18 protein-coding genes are annotated in these 15,386 nt (G+C 74.3%); 10 read left to right on the top strand and 8 right to left on the bottom strand.

Translation table 11 applies throughout. The annotated features are described in order from the left end of the window. Positions 1 to 94: 94 nt before the first annotated feature. From OG871_RS19320 to trxA, 3 genes are all read left to right on the top strand, one after another. Complete coding sequence (locus tag OG871_RS19320) at positions 95 to 541, top strand: cupin domain-containing protein (protein ID WP_371498195.1); 447 nt, start codon at positions 95 to 97, stop codon at positions 539 to 541. Between the two features lie 70 nt (positions 542 to 611). After that, positions 612 to 1,052 carry a MerR family transcriptional regulator gene (locus OG871_RS19315; protein ID WP_371498193.1) on the top strand — a complete coding sequence of 147 codons (441 nt, stop codon included), beginning with the start codon at positions 612 to 614 and terminating at the stop codon, positions 1,050 to 1,052. A gap of 12 nt (positions 1,053 to 1,064) precedes the next feature. Beyond that, the gene (gene trxA, locus OG871_RS19310) at positions 1,065 to 1,391 is read left to right on the top strand and encodes a thioredoxin (RefSeq protein WP_371498192.1); all 327 of its coding nucleotides are present in this window, start codon (positions 1,065 to 1,067) and stop codon (positions 1,389 to 1,391) included. 42 nt (positions 1,392 to 1,433) lie between these two features. Here the strand turns inward: trxA and OG871_RS19305 are convergent, their stop codons facing one another. Next, positions 1,434 to 2,429: a LuxR C-terminal-related transcriptional regulator gene (locus tag OG871_RS19305; RefSeq protein ID WP_371498190.1), complete on the bottom strand. Its 996-nt coding sequence runs from the start codon at positions 2,427 to 2,429 to the stop codon at positions 1,434 to 1,436. A 162-nt stretch (positions 2,430 to 2,591) separates the two neighbouring features. Here OG871_RS19305 and OG871_RS19300 point away from each other — a divergent pair, with 162 nt between their 5' ends. The 4 genes from OG871_RS19300 (at position 2,592) to OG871_RS19285 (ending at position 4,727) form a co-directional block, all read left to right on the top strand. Continuing rightward, entirely contained in the window at positions 2,592 to 2,948 is a 357-nt protein-coding gene (locus OG871_RS19300; RefSeq protein WP_371498189.1) for a hypothetical protein, read from the top strand. Between the two features lie 355 nt (positions 2,949 to 3,303). Further along, a complete protein-coding gene (locus OG871_RS19295) occupies positions 3,304 to 3,726 on the top strand; it encodes a MarR family winged helix-turn-helix transcriptional regulator (protein ID WP_371498187.1) in 423 nt (140 codons plus the stop codon). 61 nt (positions 3,727 to 3,787) lie between these two features. Further along, positions 3,788 to 4,222, top strand: a complete 435-nt coding sequence (locus tag OG871_RS19290; protein WP_371498185.1) for a PPOX class F420-dependent oxidoreductase — start codon at positions 3,788 to 3,790, stop codon at positions 4,220 to 4,222. An 85-nt stretch (positions 4,223 to 4,307) separates the two neighbouring features. Next, a complete protein-coding gene (locus OG871_RS19285) occupies positions 4,308 to 4,727 on the top strand; it encodes a hypothetical protein (protein WP_371498183.1) in 420 nt (139 codons plus the stop codon). Positions 4,728 to 4,734: 7 nt separating this feature from the next. Here OG871_RS19285 and OG871_RS19280 read toward each other — a convergent pair whose 3' ends face one another. Beyond that, positions 4,735 to 5,460: an aquaporin gene (locus OG871_RS19280; protein ID WP_371498181.1), complete on the bottom strand. Its 726-nt coding sequence runs from the start codon at positions 5,458 to 5,460 to the stop codon at positions 4,735 to 4,737. Positions 5,461 to 5,666: 206 nt separating this feature from the next. On the opposite strand from OG871_RS19280, the gene OG871_RS19275 reads away from it, so the two are divergent. Further along, a complete protein-coding gene (locus OG871_RS19275) occupies positions 5,667 to 6,440 on the top strand; it encodes a MerR family transcriptional regulator (protein ID WP_371498180.1) in 774 nt (257 codons plus the stop codon). Positions 6,441 to 6,471: 31 nt separating this feature from the next. Here OG871_RS19275 and OG871_RS19270 read toward each other — a convergent pair whose 3' ends face one another. After that, positions 6,472 to 7,509, bottom strand: a complete 1,038-nt coding sequence (locus OG871_RS19270) for a helix-turn-helix domain-containing protein (RefSeq protein WP_371498178.1) — start codon at positions 7,507 to 7,509, stop codon at positions 6,472 to 6,474. 134 nt (positions 7,510 to 7,643) lie between these two features. Between OG871_RS19270 and OG871_RS19265 the strand changes: the two genes are divergently transcribed. After that, complete coding sequence (locus tag OG871_RS19265; RefSeq protein ID WP_371498176.1) at positions 7,644 to 8,096, top strand: rhodanese-like domain-containing protein; 453 nt, start codon at positions 7,644 to 7,646, stop codon at positions 8,094 to 8,096. 92 nt (positions 8,097 to 8,188) lie between these two features. On the opposite strand, the gene OG871_RS19260 is transcribed toward OG871_RS19265, so the two are convergent. Together OG871_RS19260 and OG871_RS19255 are read right to left on the bottom strand one after the other, a co-directional pair. Continuing rightward, on the bottom strand, positions 8,189 to 9,670 hold the full coding sequence (locus tag OG871_RS19260) for an aminopeptidase P family protein (protein WP_371498174.1): 1,482 nt from the start codon (positions 9,668 to 9,670) through the stop codon (positions 8,189 to 8,191). 130 nt (positions 9,671 to 9,800) lie between these two features. Then, entirely contained in the window at positions 9,801 to 11,162 is a 1,362-nt protein-coding gene (locus OG871_RS19255) for a PP2C family protein-serine/threonine phosphatase (RefSeq protein WP_371498172.1), read from the bottom strand. Positions 11,163 to 11,660: 498 nt separating this feature from the next. Here OG871_RS19255 and OG871_RS19250 point away from each other — a divergent pair, with 498 nt between their 5' ends. Beyond that, positions 11,661 to 12,374 (top strand): bifunctional DNA primase/polymerase, encoded by a 714-nt coding sequence (locus OG871_RS19250; RefSeq protein WP_371498170.1) that lies wholly within the window; start codon positions 11,661 to 11,663, stop codon positions 12,372 to 12,374. A 219-nt stretch (positions 12,375 to 12,593) separates the two neighbouring features. On the opposite strand, the gene OG871_RS19245 is transcribed toward OG871_RS19250, so the two are convergent. The 3 genes from OG871_RS19245 to OG871_RS19235 all read right to left on the bottom strand — a co-directional run bounded on the left by OG871_RS19245 (position 12,594) and on the right by OG871_RS19235 (position 15,346). Continuing rightward, on the bottom strand, positions 12,594 to 13,580 hold the full coding sequence (locus OG871_RS19245; RefSeq protein WP_371498168.1) for a DUF5926 family protein: 987 nt from the start codon (positions 13,578 to 13,580) through the stop codon (positions 12,594 to 12,596). A gap of 117 nt (positions 13,581 to 13,697) precedes the next feature. After that, the gene (locus OG871_RS19240; protein WP_371498166.1) at positions 13,698 to 14,177 is read right to left on the bottom strand and encodes an ATP-binding protein; all 480 of its coding nucleotides are present in this window, start codon (positions 14,175 to 14,177) and stop codon (positions 13,698 to 13,700) included. A gap of 413 nt (positions 14,178 to 14,590) precedes the next feature. Beyond that, complete coding sequence (locus tag OG871_RS19235; RefSeq protein ID WP_371503359.1) at positions 14,591 to 15,346, bottom strand: glycerophosphodiester phosphodiesterase; 756 nt, start codon at positions 15,344 to 15,346, stop codon at positions 14,591 to 14,593. Between the last annotated feature and the right edge of the window lie 40 nt (positions 15,347 to 15,386).

The raw sequence follows: 15,386 nt of genomic DNA, 5'->3' as shown, positions 1-15,386 counted from the left end.
GACGGTTCCGCCCGGCACGGCCTGACCGACCGTCAGTTCGGTTATCCTGACCGGCCGACGAGAACTCCTCGGGCCGGCGGTTGGGGGGGCGGACATGAGTGGCGGCAGAGCCATCAGAACGCGCAGGCGGCACCGGGTCGGCCTGATCGGCCTGACGGCCGGGGCGGGCGCCCCGGCCGCGGGTGTCACCGCGCGGGTGCTCGCGAGCGGCACCTCGGACGGCACCGTCGAGGTCCGCAGCGAGGGCCGGACGGACGTGGTGGTGCGTGAGATCGTCATCCCGCCCGGCGGCTCGACCGGCTGGCACTACCACCATGGCCAGCTGATAGCGGTCGTGCGCTCAGGCGTGCTCACCCGGACCCTGGCCGACCGCACGGTGGAGACCACCGCCGCCGGGCAGGCCTTCGTCGAGCCCGCGGGCAGCCGCCACATCCACAACGCGCGCAACCTGGGCACCGAGCCGGTCGTGCTCTGCGCGACCTACGTCCTGCCGGCCGGCAGCCCGCTCTCCGTCGACGCCCCCGGCCCGCACCGCCCCTGAGCGGCGGGCCGCCGCCCGTACGACGGCGACCGCTGGCGTTGACGTCGGGGTCAAGGTCTACCGTCGGGGCATGCGGATCGGCGAGCTGGCGGCGCGGGCGGGCACGACCACGCGCACTCTGCGGTACTACGAGTCGCGCGGGCTGCTGCCCGCGCGGCGCTCCGGCAACGGCTACCGGGCGTACGACGAGGAGGACCTGCGGCTGTTGCGGCAGATCCAGACCCTGCAGGACTTCGGGTTCGGGCTGGAGGAGACCAGACCGTTCGTGGAGTGCCTCCAGGCCGGTCACCCGGCGGGTGACGCCTGTCCGGCCTCGTTGGACGTCTACCGGAGCAAGCTGGCCGAACTGGACTCCTGCCTGGCCGAGCTGCAGGCGGTCCGCGACCAGGTCGCCGCCCAGTTGGTGCGGGCGGAGCTGGAGCGGGCGGAGCTGGCACGGGAGGCCGCCCGGCCGGGTGGCCCCGATCCGCAGTGCGAGCTGTCCACGGTGCGTGGGCCGCAGAAGAGCTGAGGGGAGCGCGGTATGGGAGCGGAACTGCAGTCGGTCACCGATCTGACCTTCGGGAGCGAGGTGCTGGCGGCCGAGCGGCCGGTCCTGGTGGAGTTCACCGCGGACTGGTGCCCGCCCTGCCGGATGATCGCGCCGGTGCTGGCCGAGATCGCCCGCGAGGAGGCGGACCGGCTCAGGATCGTTCAGCTGGACGTGGACACCAACCCGGAGACCCAGGCCGCGTACGGGGTGCTGTCGATGCCGACGCTGATGCTGTTCCGGGGCGGCGAACCGGTCCGGACGCTGGTCGGCGCCCGGGCCAAGGCCCGCCTGCTGCGGGAGCTGTCCGACCTGATCTGACCGCGCGGCCCCGACCGCGAGCCTGGGCCTGGGGGCGTCGGGTTACGAGGTGCTCGGCAGCCAGCCCTGCTGGACGGCCCTGACCCCCGCCTCGAAGCGGCTGCGCGCGCCGAGCCGCTCCATCAGCTCGGTGGCCAGCCGGCGGGCGGTCCGCGGGGAGACCCCGAGCCGCTTGGCGATCGCCTCGTCGGTGTGGCCCTCGGCCAGCAGCCGCACCGTGGTGGTCTGCTGGGCGGTCAGGCCGCGGTCGTCCGGGGTGGCGGCCTGGCCCAGCGGCTGGGCGCCCGCCCAGATGTTCTCGAACAGCGCGCACAGCGCCGTCAGCGTCCCGTGTCCGGTCAGGACCACGGCGCCGGCGGCGCTGTTGTCGCTGTTCACCGGGATGACGGCGGTGCTGCGGTCGACCACGATCATGCGGGTGGGCAGGGACGGCACGGTCCGCACCTGGCCGCCCTGCTCCGACAGCCAGTCGACGTAGTCGACGGTGTGCGGGCTGTTGCGGACGCTGTCCAGGTAGACCGTCCGCATCCGGATCCCGCGGCCCAGCAGCTCCTGGTTCAGTGGCTTGGCGGCCTCGATGTGCTCGGGCTTCTGGGCGCCGTCGGGCGAGAAGGTCATCACCTCCTCGCGCATCTCCCTGGTCAGCTTGGCCAGGCGGTCCCGGATCCGGTCGATCCCCACCAGCTGCTCGATGTCGGGGTGACTGCTGGCCGGCCGGAGGTCGGCGTACTCGGCTATGAGCTGGGCGGCGGCCGCCCGGGAGGCCTCGATCCGCTGCTGCTGCGCCGCCAGCTCGGCCTGCTGGCGGGCCATCAGGATCTCCATGCCGACGTCCGGGGACACCGCCCGCAGCTCGCCCTGGTGGTCGTACGAGGGGCGGGCCAGCGCCAGCTCGCTGAGCGTGTCCAGGCTTCTGCGGACGTCGTGCTCGGACAGGTCGGTCCGGGCCGCGAGCGCCAGCACCCCCGCTCCCGGGTGGGCGAGCATGGTCCGGTAGACGGCCTCGGACGTCGTGTCCAAGCCGAGCGATGCGAGCACGACAGTTCCCCCTGTGTGACGAGCTTGCAAGCGATGCGCACACGATCATGGCATATGCGCGTTCGAGCGGGCCACGGCGACCGGTGGCCGTTTTGGGACAGGGCCGCTTGCGTCCAGGTTCAACCTCTATGCGCCGGTTGGGTGCTTTGCCAGAGTCCAGGCATGTACCTGATCCACGCCCTGCTGAGGCCAGGCCCTCGCGTCGCCGAACTGCCCGACACGACAGCGGAGTTGATCCGCCGGATCGCTCATCCGCAGGATCGCGTCGAGCACGTCTCGGTGCACCGGCGGCCCGGATTCGACCCGGTGATCGGTGTGTACCTGCTGGCCGACCGGCTGGAGGAGGCCGAGGACCGTACGGCTGCGCTGTGCCGGCGCGCGGTCGAGGAGCTCCCGGCGCTGCGGGGCTGGCAGCCGGGTCGGGTCGGCGCCCCACTGGTGGCGCCCTTCTACGAGCGGATGCTGGCCGGATCCGGCCCGGCTGGACGGAACGGGCCAAGGCCTCTTCCGTCCAGTTGATCACTCTTCCAACCGCTCTGATCTGCGACGAAGCTAGTTCTTGCCAGCAGGGCCCCGGACCGAAGGAACGGGGCGGCCGGCCGAACACCGGACGAGGCGTCACCGCGGGACGCACGACCGGCACCCATCACCCCGTCGCACCCGAAGGGCACCACCATGTCTCGCTCCCTCATCGCCAAGGCCACCGCGGTCGTCGTCACCGCCCTCGTTCTCGCCCTCCCGGCCACCGCGGCGCACGCCGACATGATCTGGGGCTGACCCCTGCCGCGGCCCGGACCGCCCGTCGCCGGGCCGGTGACCCCTTCCGGACGCCTACCGTGGTGCTCAGCACCCCGGAGCCGAAGGAGTCACCCCCATGCCCGACCGCGACGCCGCGCTGGAGACCATCCAGCGGGAGCTCACCGCGTTCGCCCGCCGGGCCCGCCACAAGGCCGCCCAGCTGCACCCGGACCTCTCGCTCGTCACCTACAGCATGCTCGACCTGGTGAACGAGCGCGGGACCTGCCGGGGCGCCGACCTGGCCTCGCACTTCATGCTCGACAAGTCCACCGTCAGCCGGCAGGTCACCGCCCTGGAGCGGCTCGGTCTGCTCGCCCGTGAGGCGGACCCGGACGACCAGCGCGGTCAGCTGCTCAGGCTCACCGAGGCCGGCACCCAGCTGCTGGCCGAGGCGTACCAGCAGCGCCGGCGCTCCTTCACCAAGCGTTTCGAGACCTGGTCGGACGAGGACATGGCCGACTTCGCCGGCTACCTGGTGCGGTACGGCGAGGCCGACTGAGCGGCCCGCCCCGGTGCCCGGGCGGAGCGGCGTCGGGCCCGGCCCGTGCGGCTCGGCCAGGATGGGGCACATGACCCGAATGACCGAGCCCGAATGGCGCGAGTTCCTCGCCCACGGCACCCGTACCGGCAAGCTCGCCACCACCCGCGCCGACGGCAGCCCGCACGTGGCGCCGATCTGGTTCCTGCTGGACGGAGACGAGTTGGTCTTCAACACCGGCAAGGACACCGCCAAGGGCCGCAACCTGGCGCGTGACGGCCGGGTGATGCTCTGCGTCGACGACGACCGGCCGCCGTTCTCCTACGCCCTGGTGCGCGGCACCGTCGCGATCAGCGAGGACCTGGCCGAGGTCCGCGCCTGGGCGGGCCGGATCGCCGCGCGGTACATGGGCGCGGACCGGGCCGAGGAGTACGCCGCACGCAACGGGGTGCCGGGCGAGCTGCTGGTCCGACTGAAGATCGACAAGGTGATCGCGGAGCACGGCGTAGCCGACTGACCGCGTGCGACCGACCGCCCGCCGGATCCTGCCGGGGGCGCTGTCGGTGCGGGCCGCTGTCGGTGCGGCGTGCCACGCTTCCCGGATGACACCCTGGACACTCGCCCGGATCGAGGACGCGGTCCGCTCCGGCTGGGGCGCGGACACCTGCGAGCCGGCCGGCCGGCACCGCTGGCACCCCGGCAACCCCGCGCGCGGCCAGAGCGGGGCCACCGCCCTGGTGATCCACGACCTGCTCGGCGGCGAACTGCTCCGCGGCGAGGTGTACGTCGACGGGGTGCGGACCGGCCACCACTGGTGGAACCGCTTCGCCCCGGGCGTCGAGACCGACCTCACCAGGGAGCAGTTCGGCCCGGAGGAGACGGTCACCCCCGGCCGGGCCGTCGAGCGGCCCGCCGAACTGGCCCGGCTGCAGGACGAGTACCGGCTGCTGCGCGACCGGGTGCTGACCGCCCTGGACACGGGCGGCACGGGCGGGGCGGCCGGGGCGGGGGAGCGCGGCTGAGCCGGGCTCAGGCCGGGGCGACCAGTTCCCGGGCGTCGTCCGGCGCCCGGTCGCGGCCGCGCCCGAACACCGCCGTCACCACCGCCAGCCCGACCACCGCCCCGGCCGCCTGGGCCAGTACGAAGGCCGGCACCGAACCCGGCGCGATCCCGGTGTAGCTGTCGCTCAGCGCCCGTCCGAGGGTCAGCGCCGGATTGGCGAAGCTCCCCGAGGCCGTCCCCCAGCAGGCCGCCCCGATCCAGGCCGCCACGGCCACCGGCAGCAGCCGCGCCCGCCCGCTGCGGACCAGCCCGCAGACCAGCAGGATCAGCACCCCGGTGGCCACCCCCTCGGCCAGCCACAGGTGCCCGGCGGCCCGCCGCTGCCCGGAGAGCTGCACGAACGGGCGCTCGAACATGGTGTTCGCCAGCCCCGTTCCGGTCACCGCGCCGACCACCTGCGCCAGCACGTACCCGCCCAGCTCACGGGCGGTGAGGCCGGTGCCGCCGCGCCGCTCGGTCCACCAGGCGGCGGCCGAGACCAGCGGGTTGAAGTGGCCGCCGGACACCGGGGCGAACAGGGCGATCACCAGGGCCAGCGCCAGCACCGAGGCCAGCACGTTGGCGAGGAACTGCACCCCGCCGTCCCGGCTCAGGCCGGTGGCCCGGATACCGGAGCCGACCAGGACGGTGGCCAGCACCGCGGTGCCGACGGCCTCGGCGGCCAGGCGCCGGGACAGCGGAGTCGTCGTCATGGCGTTCATCGTGGTCAACCGGGGTGGGCCGGGACAATTGGCCGGTGCGCCGAAGAAGCGCCCCCGCTCCGTGCGTCCCGCTCGGAGACTCGTACGGCGTGCGCCCCCGGCGCCCGCAGCGCCCTCGGCGTCCGTGGGCTCGTCCGGCTTGACCCTCACGCGACGTGAGGCGCCAGGCTGGAGCCAGAGGAGAAGGGAGGAACCCGATGCCCCCGACGGACGGGTACACCGTGGGACGGCTCGCCGAGCTCGCCAAGGTGACCGTGCGCACCCTGCACCACTACGACGAGATCGGTCTGCTGTCCCCCGGCGGCCGTACCCCGGCCGGGTACCGGCGCTACGGCGACGCGGACCTGGACCGGTTGCAGCAGATCCTGTTCTATCGCGAGCTCGGGTTCCCCCTCGAGGAGATCGCCGCCATCCTGGACGACCGCTCGGTCGGCCCGTCCGAGCACCTGCGCCGGCAGCACCGGCTGATCGGTGACCGGATCAGGCACCTCCAGGAGCTGGCCGCGGCGGTCGAACGAGCCATGGAGGCAAGGACGATGGGAATCCAGCTGACGCCGGAGGAGAAGTTCGAGGTGTTCGGTCCCGACTACGACGAGAACTGGGAGGCCGAGGCCGAGCGGAAGTACGGCGGCTCCGAGCCGTGGGAGCAGTCCCGGCGCCGCACCGGCGCGTACACCAAGGCGGACTGGGAGGCGGTCAAGGCCGAGAGCGACGAGCTCAACTCCCGTCTGGTGGCGGCGTTCACCGCGGGGCTGCCGGCCGGATCGGAGCAGGCCATGGACATCGTGGAGGCGCACCGGCGGCAGATCACGGCACGGTTCTACGACTGCACCTACGAGATCCACCGCGGCCTCGCCGCGATGTACCTCGCCGACCCGCGGTTCACCGCCACCTACGAGCGGCTGGCGCCGGGCCTCGCGCAGTGGACCCACGACGCGATCCTCGCCAACGCCGACCGGCACGGCGGCTGACCGGGCGGCGCGCTCGGGCCCCGCGGGCCGGTCAGGCCACCCCGCGGCCGAAGGTCCGGCGGTAGGCGGTCGGGGAGGTGCGCATGGTGCGGCCGAAGTGGTGCCGGAAGGTCGCGGCGCTCTCGAAGCCGACGGCCGCGGCGATCTCCTCGACCGTGCCGTCCGGGGATTCGAGCAGCGGCAGGCTCGCGGCGATGCGCTGGGTGACGACCCAGCGCATCGGGCTGGTCCCGTTGCGGGCGGTGAAGTGCCGCAGGTAGGAGCGGTCCGACATGCGGGCGGCCCGGGCCAGCAGGGGGACGGTGAGCGGGACGGCGAGGTGGTCCAGCGCCCACTGCATCGAGCGCGCGATGCCGTCGTCCTCCTCCTCGACCGGCTTGACCGCGGCCTCGATGAACTGGGCCTGCCCGCCGTCCCGGTGCGGCGGGACGACGAAGCGGCGGGCCACCGTGTTGGCCACCTTCGCGCCGTGGTCGCGGCGCACCAGGTGCAGGCACAGGTCGATCCCGGCCGCGCTGCCCGCGCTGGTCAGGATGGTGCCGTTGTCCACGTACAGCACGTCCGGGTTGACCCGGACCGCCGGGTGGCGCTGCTGGAGCAGGTCGGCGTACCGCCAGTGGGTGGTGGCCTCCAGCCCGTCCAGCAGGCCGGCGGCGGCCAGCGCGAAGGCGCCGGAGCAGATCGAGACGATCCGGGCCCCGCGTTCGTGGGCGGTGCGCAGCGCGTGGACCAGGGCGGGGGAGACCTCGCCGCTGAACGGGTTGGGGACGGCCACCACGATCACCGTGTCGGCGGCGGCCAGCTCGTCCGGTCCGTGCGGGGCACTGAGCGTGAAGCCGCCGACCGCGTTCAGCGGGGTGCCGGGCCGGTCGGCGCAGACCTTGACGTCGTACCACGGGGCGGCCAGCAGCCCGGCGACCTCCGGCCTGGCCAGCGCGAACACCTCGACCACCACACCGAGTTCGAACGGCGCCATGCCGTCGAAGACGTACACGGCGACGGTGTGCACGGGCTCCGGGCGCCGTCCGATGCTGACGGCCACCGGGCCTGCGGTCCGCTGCTCGGTCACTGTTCTCCCCAATTGCGCGGCCTGGCGGGATCTTGGCGAGTGTAGTCGTCCTCGCCACTGTCGGGGCAGGGTGTCCGGACCGGAGGATCTTCCTGTCGGAAGCAGTCGCACAACGGACCACCAGGAGCCCGCAGATGACCACCGCCGTCTCGCCCGTGACCGCCGTCCCCGCCGTCTCGCCCGAGCGGGCCTTCGCCTTCTTCGCCGAGCGGCTCGGCTGCCAGGCCGACCCGGCGGACGTCTGGTACGCCCTGCGGGACGGCCTGCGGGACTTCACCCTCGTCGACGTCCGCGCCGAGGGAGCCCACCGCAAGGCCCACCTGCCCGGCGCGATCAGCCTCCCGATCGCCGACATCACGGCGGACCGGGTCGCCGAGCTGCCGTCCGGCCTGCTGGTCGTCTACTGCTGGGGCCCCGCCTGCAACGGCTCCACCAAGGGCGCGATGAAGCTGGCCGCGCTCGGCCGTGAGGTCAAGGAGATGATCGGCGGCCTGGAGTACTGGGTCCGGGAGGGCTGGCCGACCGAGGGCCGCCGCCCGATCGACCCGGCGCACGCGACCCCGGCCGACCTCGGTCTGGTGTGCTGAGCGGTCCGAGAAGGCCGGCTGAGCCCGTCCGGGCGCCACGACGACGACCGCCCCCGGCCCGACGGCCGGGGGCGGTCGCACGGCCGCAGCCGTCAGCCGGTCAGGCCGGCCATCCAGGACTCGACCTCGTCGGCGCGGCGGGGCAGGCCGGCGGAGAGGTTCTCGTTGCCCTCGGCGGTGACCAGGATGTCGTCCTCGATCCGGACGCCGATGCCGCGGTACTCCTCGGGCACCGTCAGGTCGTCCAGCTGGAAGTACAGGCCGGGCTCGACCGTCAGCACCATGCCGGGCACCAGCTCGGCGTCGACGTACGCGTCCCGGCGGGCGTGCGCGCAGTCGTGCACGTCCAGGCCGAGCATGTGGCCGGTGCCGTGCAGCGTCCAGCGGCGTTGCAGACCCAGCTCCAGGACCTTCTCCAGGTCGTACACCGCCGGGTCGATCAGGCCCCAGGCGAGCAGGCGCTCGGCCAGCACCCGCTGCGCGGCGTCGTGGAAGTCGCGGAACCGGCCACCGGGCCGGACCGCCGCGATGCCGGCCTCCTGGGCGTCGTACACGGCGTCGTAGATCTTGCGCTGGAGCTCGTTGAACCGGCCGTTGATCGGCAGGGTGCGGGTGACGTCGGCGGTGTAGAGGTTGGTGGTCTCCACGCCGGCGTCGAGCAGCAGCAGTTCGCCGGGGCGGACGTCGCCGTCGTTGCGGACCCAGTGCAGGGTGGTGGCGTGCGGGCCGGCGGCGGCGATCGAGCCGTAGCCGACGTCGTTGCCCTCGACCCGGGCGCGGCGCCAGAAGGTGCCCTCGATCCAGCGCTCGGAGGTGGCCACGGCCCGGTCCAGCTCGCGCACCACGTCGGTGAAGCCGTTGACCGTCGCGGTGCAGGCCGCGCGCAGTTCGGCGATCTCCCACTCGTCCTTGACCAGGCGCAGGCCGCTCAGGAAGACCTTGAACTCCTCGTCCCGGTCGGCGTCCAGCGCCTCGCCGAGGGCGTCCTCCAGCTCGGCGTCGTAGCCGCGCACGATCCGGGTCGCGACGGTGTCCGCGCCCAGCTCCTCGGCGGCCTTGCGCACGTCGCGGCAGGGCAGTCCGTAGAGCACCTCGGCCTCGGTCAGGCTGTGCCGGCGGCCGACCCAGAGCTCGCCGTAGCCGTCCAGCCAGAACTCGCCGTTCTCGCGGTCGGAGCGGGGGCGCAGGTAGAGGTGGAACGCGTGGCCGTCCCCGGCCGGCTCGCCGACCAGGACGGCGTCCTCGGTCTGGTCGCCGGTCAGGTGGACGTACTCGCTGGCGGCGCGGAACGCGTAGTCGGTGTCGTTGGCCCGCACCCGCAGCCGGCCGGCCGGGACGACGAGGCGCTCGCCGGGGAACCGGGCCGACAGCGCGGCGCGGCGCTCGGCGGTGTAGGACGCCTGGGCGATCGGCTGGAGGCCGCGCAGCTCGGTGTCGGCCCAGCCGGACTTCATCGAGGCCGCGAGTTCGTCGGAGACCTCCGAGTAGAGCCCGTTCTTGCGGCCCTTGATCTCCTCCTCCGCGGCCAGGCCCTCAGGGTTGTCGGACACCGCCGGGGTACGGTCCTCGGTCACGTACGTCGCCTCCTTGCGCGCGTGGTGCCGCCCCGGGCACCCCGGATCGCGGGGTGGTGGGCGGCCTTGGCTCCCATGGTACGGATGTCGACCCGATCATCCGTTCGGGAGGGCGCGGCGCCCACCGGGCTCACCCGAACCGGACGGCCAGCAGCACCAGGTCGTCGGTGGCGCCCTCGTCCGGGCCCTCGCCGGCCAGTGTCGCCAGCAGGTGGCCGCAGAGCCGGTCCGGGTCGAGCCGGACGTCCCGGGGGGCATCGGCGGCGGCCCGGCGCAGCGCGGCCTGCCCCGCGTGCAGGGTCGGGCCGCAGCGCCGGGCCACACCCTCGGTGTAGAGCACCAGGACGTCGCCGCGCTCCGCGGTGAGCTCCACGCCCGGCGCCTCCCAGCAGCTGAGCATGCCGAGCGGGGCGGACAGCGAGGTCTCCACGAACTCGGCGCCGTGCCGGCCGACCAGGACCGGCGGGCAGTGCCCGGCGCCGGCCAGGGCGATCCGGCGCTCGTCGGGCCGCACGCAGGCGTAGACGGCGGTGGCGGAGCGGGCCGGCTCGGTGGTCTTGAGCAGCAGTTCCAGGTCACCGAGGACGGACACCGGGTCCTCGCCCTCCAGGACGGCGTACGCGCGCAGCGCCGCCCGTACCCTGCCCATCGCGGCGGCCGCCCCCGCGGCGGAGCCGGGGCCGGCGCCGGGTCCGTCGGCCGACACGCTGCCGACGGTCAGGCCGAGCGAGCCGTCCGGCAGCGCGATGGCGTCGTACCAGTCGCTGCCGCAGGAGTGGTCCAGGCCGGCGGGCCGGCAGCGGGCGGCGAGCCGGACGCCGGGTACCACCGGCAGGTGGTCGGGCAGCAGGCTGCGGCGCAGTGCCCGGGTGGCCCGCAGCGCGCGGTCCGCCGCCAGCTGCCGGGCCAGCACCGGGGCGGCGAACTCGCAGTACCGCTGCGCCAGGTGCTGGAGCCGCTCGTCGGGCCGGGCGGGCTCGTCGTAGAACCAGGCGGCGGCCGCCAGTGGCCCGTCCTGCTCGGTGGCCAGCGTCAGCGCGTAGCAGGCGCCGAGGCCGAGCTGGGCCGCGACCTCGCGGAACCGGGGCCCGACGGAGGGGTCGTCGGCGAGGTCCGCGATCAGCAGCCGGCCGGACTGTGCGGGGCTGCTCAGCAGGCCCGCGAACGGGCCGTGGTCGGCCGGGACGGTCTCCAGCGCGCCGAGCCCGGCGCGGTCCAGACCGAGCCCGACCGGCCGGCCGGTGCCCCGGCCGGTGGTGGTGATCAGTCCGCGCCGGGCGCCGAGCAGGGCCGCGCCGGAGTCGAGCACGGTGGCCAGGGTGGCGGGCAGGTCGGGTGAGCGGACCAGCAGGTCGGCGTGCTCGTACAGGCTGGTGAAATCGGACAGCCGTCCGGCCAAACGGTCCTGCAGACCGAGAACGGGCCCGGCCGGGAGGCCGGGCAGCGGGGCGGGCTCGGCGGCGGTCAGGTGCAGCGGCCGGGCATCGGTCATGTCGGAACTCCCCGCAAACTGGTACGTGTCACGCAGGACCCCCGGCAACGCCCAAATCGACAGCTATCTCACTACTCGGCAACAATCCCCCACTTGTACACAGGCCGATCGGGGCATGTCCAGAATGCGGACCGGGTCGGGCGACCGGGTTCCGGGGCGCCGTCGCGGGCCCGGGCGGGGTGCCGCGGCGCCGGGCCGGGCGCAGGGACGCGGCCCGACGGCCGGTCCGACGCCCCGTCAAGTGGCGGTCCGGATCGTATGCTTCGCATCCGCGCGGGCCGCCCGGGGAGGGTTTGACTCACTCATACGGTGGAACCGGGGCCTGCACGGGGGCGTCCATCCGGACGTATGAGGGATTCTCGTTCCAGCGAGCCGGTCCGCCCGGCTCCGCGTCCCCACCCATCCCTGGGTCACCTCGGCCGGGCCGTGCGGCACCCGCCGGCCGTCGCGCCGATCGACGGTCCCGAGCTCCATGGTCGCGGAAAGGAACGAGTGCCCATGCGTCGGACACGTCGTCGACTGGAGCCGCTGCGGCGGGCCGGGGCCTCCCGGGTCGAGGCCCTGCGGACGGGCGCGCTGCGGGCGTTGGGCCGACGGCCCGGGAGCCGGCGGCGGGCCCTGACCGCGGCGCTCGCGGCGGCCGCGCTGGGCTGGCCGGTCCTGCCGGGCGCCAGGGCGGTACGCGGTGCGGGAGGGCCGTGCTCCTGTGGAGACCTCTGCTGCCCGGTGCCGGGCGGGCATCCGTACGATCCGCCGCTGCTCGCCGCCACCACCGAGGCGCGGATGGTGCGCTGGTGGTGGGAGCGGCGCTGTCCCGGGGCGCCGGTCCTGGTGGCCACCGGCCGTACGGTCTGCGCGGTCAGCGTGCCCGCCGTGGCCGGGGCCCGGCTGCTGGCCTGGTTCGACGGGATCGGGGTGCCGCTGGGGCCGGTGCTGGCCACGCCGTCCCGGTACCTGCTGCTGGTGGCCCCGTACACGCTGGACGAGTTGGGCGAACTGCTGGCGGAGCGTGCCTGGGTGCCCGGGTCGCTGCGCTACCACGGTCCCGGTGGGTACCTGCCGCTGCCGCCGTCGCGCACCGGCGCGGGGGGCGTGCACTGGGTCCGCCCGCCCCGGGAGGACGGCGTGTGGCTGCCTCAAGTGGCCGCCCTGCTCGGCGGATTGATCGCGGTCACCACGACGGCGCCGGACGGCAGCCGGCTGCCGTTCTGAACGGCCCTGCCAGAGTGGCCCTTCGGGGTGCGCCGCAGGCGTACCGTCCGAAAAAACGAAAGGTCCGGCCGCTGGCGACGGGGGATGCACCAGCGACCGGACTGTTTAAAACAGTAACAAAGATCCGCGTGCGCGCCAATTTGTCCACGCGGTCCCGGTCTTGGAATCTTCCGCGACCAGGTCCGTTGAGCGGGAATTGTGACGCCCGTCACCGGCCGGTCAGTTGAGCGTGACCTGACGGTTCACCAGATTCGCGCGGGCGCGCCGCTCTTCGGCGGTGAGCGGGGCGGACTCGGTGAGCGCGCCGGCCAGCTTCTCGGCGAAGGTCGCGGCGGGCTTCTCGCAGTCGGCCGCGGTCATCTCCACCGGCAGGTCCCAGACCGGCACGGTCAGCCCGTGCGCCCGGAACGAGCCGACCAGGCGGGTGTCCGTGCCCAGCGAGGCCTCGCCGGAGGCGGACAGCCGCGCCAGCGCGTCCAGCAACTGCTCCTCGGGGACCGTCATCACCCAGCGCAGGTGGTTCTTGTCCGGGGTGCCGCACCAGTAGGCGGCGGTCACGCCGCCCAGCTTCTCGGTCGGGATCGCGGAGGCGTTGGCCCGCTCCAGAGAGGCCGCCACCTCGCCCTCGGCGCTCTCCGACTCCTCCAGCCAGAACTCGAAGCCGGTGTGCACGACCGGGGTGAACTCGGCCTCGGTGTCGAGCAGTTCCTGCAGGCGGCGGCCGCCGGGCACGGTCCGGCGGGACGGCACGGGGCTGCCCGGCGGGGTGGTCAGCGCCAGCTCCAGCGCGTCCGCCAGGTCGCGGCTCAGGTCGCCGGAGGAGGACTGGGTCTGCAGGCCCAGCAGGATCGAGCCGTCCGGGCGGCGCAGGGCCGGCCAGGCCAGCGGCAGCACGGTCGCCAGCGTCACCGACGGCACCTCGCCCTCGGCCTGCTCGGCCACCCCGGCGGCCAGCTTCAGCGGCACGGTGGCGGCGGGCACCAGCTCGCGCAGCGCCACCCAGTCGGCCTCTCCCGGCAGGCCCTCGAACGGGCGGTGCACCAGCTCCTGCACCGCGTGCGCGGCCTCCCGGCCGTGACAGGCCTTGTAGCGGCGGCCCGAGCCGCACGGGCACATCTCGCGTGCGCCGACGACCGGGACCTCGCCCGCGGTCACGGTGGTGGACTGGCTGCGCTGGGGCGACTTCTTGGCGGCCTTCTTGGCCATGGTGCGGCTCTCCCGGTGACGGCGACGTCTTGCTCCGGGAAGCCTACTGAGAATTCCGGGACTTCCCCGCGTACGGCGTCGCGCGGGCTCCGCGCCCGGGCCCGTGCGGCCCGCCGCTCAGGCGCTGCGGGCCTGCCGCCCCGCACCGTCCGGCCGTCCGGCCGCGTTCGCCGCCGGGCGCCGGCCGTCGGCGGGCAGCTCGGCCCAGACCGTCACCCGGCCGGGTGCGTGCCGCACCCCCCAGTCGCTGGCCAGCTCGCCCACGATGTTCAGGCCCCGGCCGCCCCGGGCCGTCACGGACGGCCGGGCGGGTAGCGGCCTGGTGGCCGCGCCGCCGTCCGTGACCTCCAGGGTGAGCAGACCGTCGCCGTGGGTCTGCCAGCGGACCAGCACCGCGCCGGCGTCCCCGTCCTGTTCCGGTTCGCCCTGCGGGTCGGCTCCGCCGGGGCCGCGCCTGGCGGGGGTGCCGACGCCGACCAGGTAGCCCGACGGAAGCTCGGCCTCGTGGTCGAGTTCGGTCAGCCGGGCGAGCGGCCGGGCATACCGGCAGGAATTGCTGAGCAGTTCCGACAGGATCAGCACAGCATCGTCAATCACCGAATCCGGAATCTCCTGATCGCCCAGATCGCGCCGCAACCGCCGTCGCGCCACGCCCACGCTCGCCGGACCGTGCGGCACTGCCAGGGTCGATGAAGCCGGCTCGGCCTTCTCAGGCACAGAACGCGCCACCATCAACGCCACCCCCGGACCTCCTTCGCTTCTGCCGAGGGATGGATGCCCCCTCGGAATGCGTCGGAAACGAGCGTTCACCGATCCCTGACGGCCATTTCCAGGCCCGCAACTCACGGTATGCAAAAGGTGATTAGATGCTCACGTTGTGTTGTGGGATAGGAGGAATTACACCCCTTTCCACACTTCGCGCCCCCTGTGCGCCTCCGCACCCCCGCAACGCCCGAAGGACGGCGCGCGACCGGCCTCGCGCGTGCGCCGGACCGCCCCCGGCGCCCCGGCTAGCGCCCCAGCTGCTCCAGCACCTGGCGCGGCCGGTTGGTGATCAGGGCCTCCACCCCGAGCCGCACGCACAGCTCGACGTCGGCGGGCTCGTCCACCGTCCACACGTGCACCCGGTGCCCGGCCCGGCGCAGCGCCGTCACCAGGCCGGGGTTGCGCCGCACCAGCTCGATCCCGGGCCCGGCGATCCGGGCCCCGCCGGGCAGCGCGGCGGTCCGCCCCAGCAGCGGAAGCCGCCGCTCCAGCAGGTACACCCTCGGCACGGCCGGCGCCGCCCGGCGGACCCGGTGCAGCGCCAGCTCCGAGAAGCTCATGATCCGGACGGCGGACTCGGCGGGATCGGCCGACCCGTCCGGCAGCAGGCCGAACCGGTCCAGCGTCCGCAGCAGTTCGGCCTCCACCCGCCCCGCGTACCGGGTCGGGTGCTTGGTCTCGATGGCCAGCTCGATCCGGCGGCCGCTGTCGGCCACCAGCTCCAGCAGCCGGGCCAGCGTCAGCACCGAGGCGGGCCGCGGGTCCTGCGGCGACTTCCAGGAGCCGAAGTCCAGCTCGCCGAGCTGAGCCAGCGTCATCGCCGACACCGTGCCGCTGCCGTTCGAGGTGCGCCGCACCGTACGGTCGTGGACGCAGACCAACTCACCGTCGGAGGTCAGGCGGACGTCGCACTCCAGCCCGTCCGCACCCTCCTCGATCGCCCGCTGGTACGCCTCGGCGGTGTGCTCGGGCAGCGCGGCGGAGGAGCCGCGGTGGGCGATCACCTTGACCGACCTGCGGTCGGGCGGGCCGGCGGAGGCC

This window comes from Kitasatospora sp. NBC_00374 (assembly GCF_041434935.1).
Taxonomy (GTDB): Bacteria; Actinomycetota; Actinomycetes; order Streptomycetales; family Streptomycetaceae; genus Kitasatospora.
Note: the sequence above shows the minus strand (reverse complement) of the source record. Positions and strands in the feature narration are given on the sequence as shown.

Coding starts and splice junctions, on each gene's coding strand:
- OG871_RS19255 (WP_371498172.1), bottom strand. CDS start 11,162: ATGACCGATGCCCGGCCGCTGCACCTGACCGCCGCCGAGCCCGCCCCG.
- OG871_RS19315 (WP_371498193.1), top strand. CDS start 612: ATGCGGATCGGCGAGCTGGCGGCGCGGGCGGGCACGACCACGCGCACT.
- OG871_RS19320 (WP_371498195.1), top strand. CDS start 95: ATGAGTGGCGGCAGAGCCATCAGAACGCGCAGGCGGCACCGGGTCGGC.
- trxA (WP_371498192.1), top strand. CDS start 1,065: ATGGGAGCGGAACTGCAGTCGGTCACCGATCTGACCTTCGGGAGCGAG.
- OG871_RS19275 (WP_371498180.1), top strand. CDS start 5,667: ATGCCCCCGACGGACGGGTACACCGTGGGACGGCTCGCCGAGCTCGCC.
- OG871_RS19280 (WP_371498181.1), bottom strand. CDS start 5,460: ATGACGACGACTCCGCTGTCCCGGCGCCTGGCCGCCGAGGCCGTCGGC.
- OG871_RS19295 (WP_371498187.1), top strand. CDS start 3,304: ATGCCCGACCGCGACGCCGCGCTGGAGACCATCCAGCGGGAGCTCACC.
- OG871_RS19245 (WP_371498168.1), bottom strand. CDS start 13,580: ATGGCCAAGAAGGCCGCCAAGAAGTCGCCCCAGCGCAGCCAGTCCACC.
- OG871_RS19265 (WP_371498176.1), top strand. CDS start 7,644: ATGACCACCGCCGTCTCGCCCGTGACCGCCGTCCCCGCCGTCTCGCCC.
- OG871_RS19285 (WP_371498183.1), top strand. CDS start 4,308: ATGACACCCTGGACACTCGCCCGGATCGAGGACGCGGTCCGCTCCGGC.
- OG871_RS19250 (WP_371498170.1), top strand. CDS start 11,661: ATGCGTCGGACACGTCGTCGACTGGAGCCGCTGCGGCGGGCCGGGGCC.
- OG871_RS19290 (WP_371498185.1), top strand. CDS start 3,788: ATGGGGCACATGACCCGAATGACCGAGCCCGAATGGCGCGAGTTCCTC.
- OG871_RS19300 (WP_371498189.1), top strand. CDS start 2,592: ATGTACCTGATCCACGCCCTGCTGAGGCCAGGCCCTCGCGTCGCCGAA.